Raw genomic sequence first — 3,481 nt, forward strand, 5'->3', positions numbered from 1 at the left:
AACAAGGCTTCTTTGCGTTGCAGGGCTTCTTTGTGTTTTGGGGTCTGTCCGGCGGGCCGTGTCCCCACTAGGCTGCCGCGATGGAACCCGTATTCGACGTGCCCGAGAGTCCCGCTCAGCCTGCGGATTCGGTCCGGGTGAATGACTACGACAGCTTCGCCGAGGCGTACTCGGCGGAATCCGAGAACAACATCGTGACTGCGTACTACGCGCGGCCCGCGATGTTAGCCCTTGCCGGTGACGTGGCCGGTCGCCGGATCCTGGATGCCGGCTGCGGCTCCGGCCCGCTGTCCGCTGCACTGCGCGACCGCGGTGCCGTCGTCACCGCCGGCTTCCGTCTCTCCGTCATCAGCGAGCCGCAGCCCGACCCGGCCGCCCGTGAGCTGTTCCCCGACGGCTTCCATGACCTTTCGACCAAACCCGCCTTCCTGTTTTTCGTCGTCGAGGTACCGCCGTCGACTGCCAGCTCGGGCACTGTCGGCAGTGCCCGTCCGAGCCGGTGATCACGTTGTTGTGGTGGTTTTTCTAGGTCGCGTGACCTAGTCTCGTTCGTGTGGGCGATGACATCCGGCTTGATGTGACGGGACCGGTCCTTGTGGTGGGCGGCTATGGAACGGTCGGCGGGGAGCTGTCCCGGTTGGCGGCTTCTGCCTGGCCCTTGCTGCTCACTGGGCGCAGGCCGGAGCGGGGCAAGGCGCTCGCCGGCGAGGTCGGTGCGGAGGTGCGGCGCTGGGATCTGAGTGATCCGGAGCCCTTTTCGGCCAGGGTGCGGGCGTTGATCAGCACCGTCAACGACCCTGATGACCGGGTGTTGTTGGCGGCGATCCGGGACGGCGTCCCGTACGTGGACGTCATGCGGTGGACGGCGCGGCTGCAGCGTGCCACCGCGGTGGCGGCGGTGGCACCCCCGACGGCGCCGGTGCTGCTGTCGTCCAGCTGGATGGGCGGAGTGAGCGCACTGGTCGCCGCGGGGCTGTCGGCCGAGATCGGTGGAGCGGCCGGGGTGGAGATCGCGATCCGGTACGACCTCAAGGACCGGGCGGGTGCCGACTCGGTGGAGTTCATGGACCGGCTGGGGCTGGACTACGAGGTGACCGAGGGCGGCAGGCGGCGGACGATCATGCCGTTGACCGGGACCGGGGTGGTCACGATCGGCGGACACCGGACGAAGGTCGCGCGGATCGACACCCCGGAGCAGTTCACCCTGCCCTTGGTGCTCGGGGTGGACACGGCCCTCACCCGGATCGGGTTCAGCGCCCACTCGTCGACGTCCATGCTGCTGGCGCTCAAGCGGACAGGTTTCTTCCGGTGGGGGCGCGGGGACCGCTTCGAGTCGGTCCGTCGGTCGATGCTCTCTTCGCCCGGCGAGGGCGGCAGCGCTCTGCTGCGGATCGATGTCCGGGGGAAGGCGGGCCAGCGGCGTACGGCGACGCTCACCGACCCCGCCGGGCAGGCTCATCTGACCGCACTGGGCGGGCTGTTGGGGCTGCGGCGGGTGCTGGGTGAGGACGGAGCCGCGGCACCGCGCGGGGTGGTCTTTCCCGAGATGACTCCGGTGCCGCGGAGCGTCGTCTCCGAGCTGGAGAAGGCGGGCGTGGAGGTCGAGCTGTCGTGACGGAGAAGGCGGGAAAGACGGGGAAGGAGCCGGGGGCCGGGAAGGCGTCGACGCTGACTCGGCAGGGCGGCATCCGGCGGACGAGTCTGCTCGATGCCGCCGAGACCGTGCTGGTGGCCAAGGGAGCGGACGCCTCGCTGCGGGCCATCGCCGCCGAGGCCGGGGTGCGGGTCGGGCATCTGCAGCACTACTTCCCCACCCGGGCCGACCTGATCAAGGCGGTGCTGGAGCGGGCGCTGGACCGGTCGTTGGAGCGGCTGGCGGAGACGACCGGGCTGCGGACGGGGCGTGACGAGGCGCCGGGCCGGGCCGCTCCGGCTGGTCCGGCGGCGGACCGGGACGCGGACCCGGGTGAGGTGGTGGCGGACCCGGGCGAGGTGGTGGCGGTGGTCCTCGCGGAGCAGGACGACCCCCGGCTCGTACGGCTCTATGCCGAGGTGTGGGCGCTGGCGGCGCGGGACGACGAGATCGCCGCTGTGGTCCGGGAGTTCTACCAGAAGTACGTCGCGCACGTGGAGGCGTTTGTGCGGCAGGGGAGGCCGGACTGGCCGGGTGACCTCTGCCGGGCCAGGGCCGAGACGTTCGTCGCGCTGGTCGAGGGGGCGGCGCTGCTGCGGTCCGGGATCGCCGGCAGCCGCTCGGCCGCGATGGACGCGCAACTCGGGCTGTTCGCTGTGCGGTTGCTCCGGGGTGAGGGTTGAAGGTGAGGGTGGGGGGCGACTGAGGGCGGGGCTGGGTCAGACCGGTAGTGAGTGGTGTGGCCAGCGGGCCCGGGCCTGTTCCTGGGAGCGCATGGTGGCGAGCGTCAACAGGCCACGGGTGCGGCCCGTTTGGAGGAGGTCGGGGAGCGCGGGCAGCGGGGCGAGCGCCGCGATGTCGTCCAGGACGAGGGTGAGTGGTGGGTCGAGCCGGCCGGCGGATGACCGTTCGGCCATGCGGCGGCCGTGCTCGACCACGCTTGAGAGGAGTGCGGTGAGCAGGGGCATCGCACCCGGGTCGGTACGCGGATCCTCGATGGGTTCGCCTACCGCATAGAGCGTTCCCCCCTCGTCGATAAATGATTCGAGGATGAGCGAATCCGCACGAAGTGGAGTGCAGGCATCCCGGATGTGAAGGGAGGCGAGGGCGGTCAGCGCACGGCCCGCCAACTCCTTCGCCAGCTCACTGCGTTCGGCGTACGCGGTCAGCACGGACTCCAGCTCGCCGGCCTGGCCGGCCGAGGCCTTGGTGCTGGTGCGCAGGATGCGTACCGGTTCCTGGGCGCCGCCCGTGGTGTGCGCCCAGCGGTGCAGCTGGCGGAACGGCCGGCCGTCCACCGCGGCGGCGTGCAGCCAGCAGCGCAGCAGGGTCTGGGCGGCGTCCGCGACCGCCGAGTCGGGCGCGCCGGACGGCCGTACCGGGGCCAGTAGCGCGGCGGCGCGGGCGGCGGCGGTGGCCACGTCCTCGCACCCGGAGGTCGGCGACCAGCGGAGCCGGGCGGGGGTGTCGAGCCGGTGGGTCGGGTCGTAGGTCAGCAGCGGGCCGAGCTTGGCCCGGGCGTCCTTGGTCTCGGCCCAGAGGGCCGGGTCCGTGGTGGCGACGATCAGGGGGCCCGGGGCGGCGGCCGCGGTGGCGGCGGCCGCGGCCCGGGGGGCGGAGGGATCGGGGTCGGCGGTGGCGAACTGGACGCGGGGGAGGGGGAGTTCGGAGAGTGGGCGGCGGCCGGCCGGGGAGGTGGTCCGCTGTTCCGGGACCGGGCCGGTGGGCGTGGCGGGTTCGGGGGAGAGAGGGGAGAGCGGGGACGCGGCGGGCGGGGCCGCTGGAGCAGGTGGTGAGGCCGGGGCGGAGGGCGCGGGTGGTGTGGTGGGGGCGGTGGGAGTGGCGGGG

At 72.5% G+C, this 3,481-nt stretch carries 4 protein-coding genes; 3 read left to right on the forward strand and 1 reads right to left on the reverse strand.

Annotated features, from left to right (window positions below):
- Nucleotides 1-80 precede the first annotated feature (80 nt).
- Genes AZE13_RS00005 through AZE13_RS00015 form a run of 3 tightly spaced genes read left to right on the forward strand, consistent with a single transcriptional unit; the run spans nucleotide 81 to nucleotide 2,316 of the window.
- Nucleotides 81-503 carry a hypothetical protein gene (locus AZE13_RS00005; RefSeq protein WP_066925095.1) on the forward strand — a complete coding sequence of 141 codons (423 nt, stop codon included), beginning with the start codon at nucleotides 81-83 and terminating at the stop codon, nucleotides 501-503.
- Nucleotides 504-553: 50 nt separating this feature from the next.
- The gene (locus AZE13_RS00010) at nucleotides 554-1,615 is read left to right on the forward strand and encodes a saccharopine dehydrogenase (protein ID WP_066925098.1); all 1,062 of its coding nucleotides are present in this window, start codon (nucleotides 554-556) and stop codon (nucleotides 1,613-1,615) included.
- A complete protein-coding gene (locus AZE13_RS00015) occupies nucleotides 1,612-2,316 on the forward strand; it encodes a TetR/AcrR family transcriptional regulator (protein WP_066925101.1) in 705 nt (234 codons plus the stop codon). Before AZE13_RS00010 ends, AZE13_RS00015 begins: the two co-directional genes overlap by 4 nt.
- A 36-nt stretch (nucleotides 2,317-2,352) precedes the next feature.
- Here the strand turns inward: AZE13_RS00015 and AZE13_RS00020 are convergent.
- Nucleotides 2,353-3,481: TraM recognition domain-containing protein (locus AZE13_RS00020; protein ID WP_066925104.1), on the reverse strand; the 1,129-nt coding region annotated here is incomplete at its 5' end.

The organism is Streptomyces sp. NBRC 110611 (assembly GCF_001590865.1).
Classification (GTDB): domain Bacteria; phylum Actinomycetota; class Actinomycetes; order Streptomycetales; family Streptomycetaceae; genus Streptomyces.

Bases quoted from the DNA above. Each gene is read 5' to 3' on its own strand.
- AZE13_RS00005 (WP_066925095.1), top strand. From the start codon at position 81: ATGGAACCCGTATTCGACGTGCCCGAGAGTCCCGCTCAGCCTGCGGAT.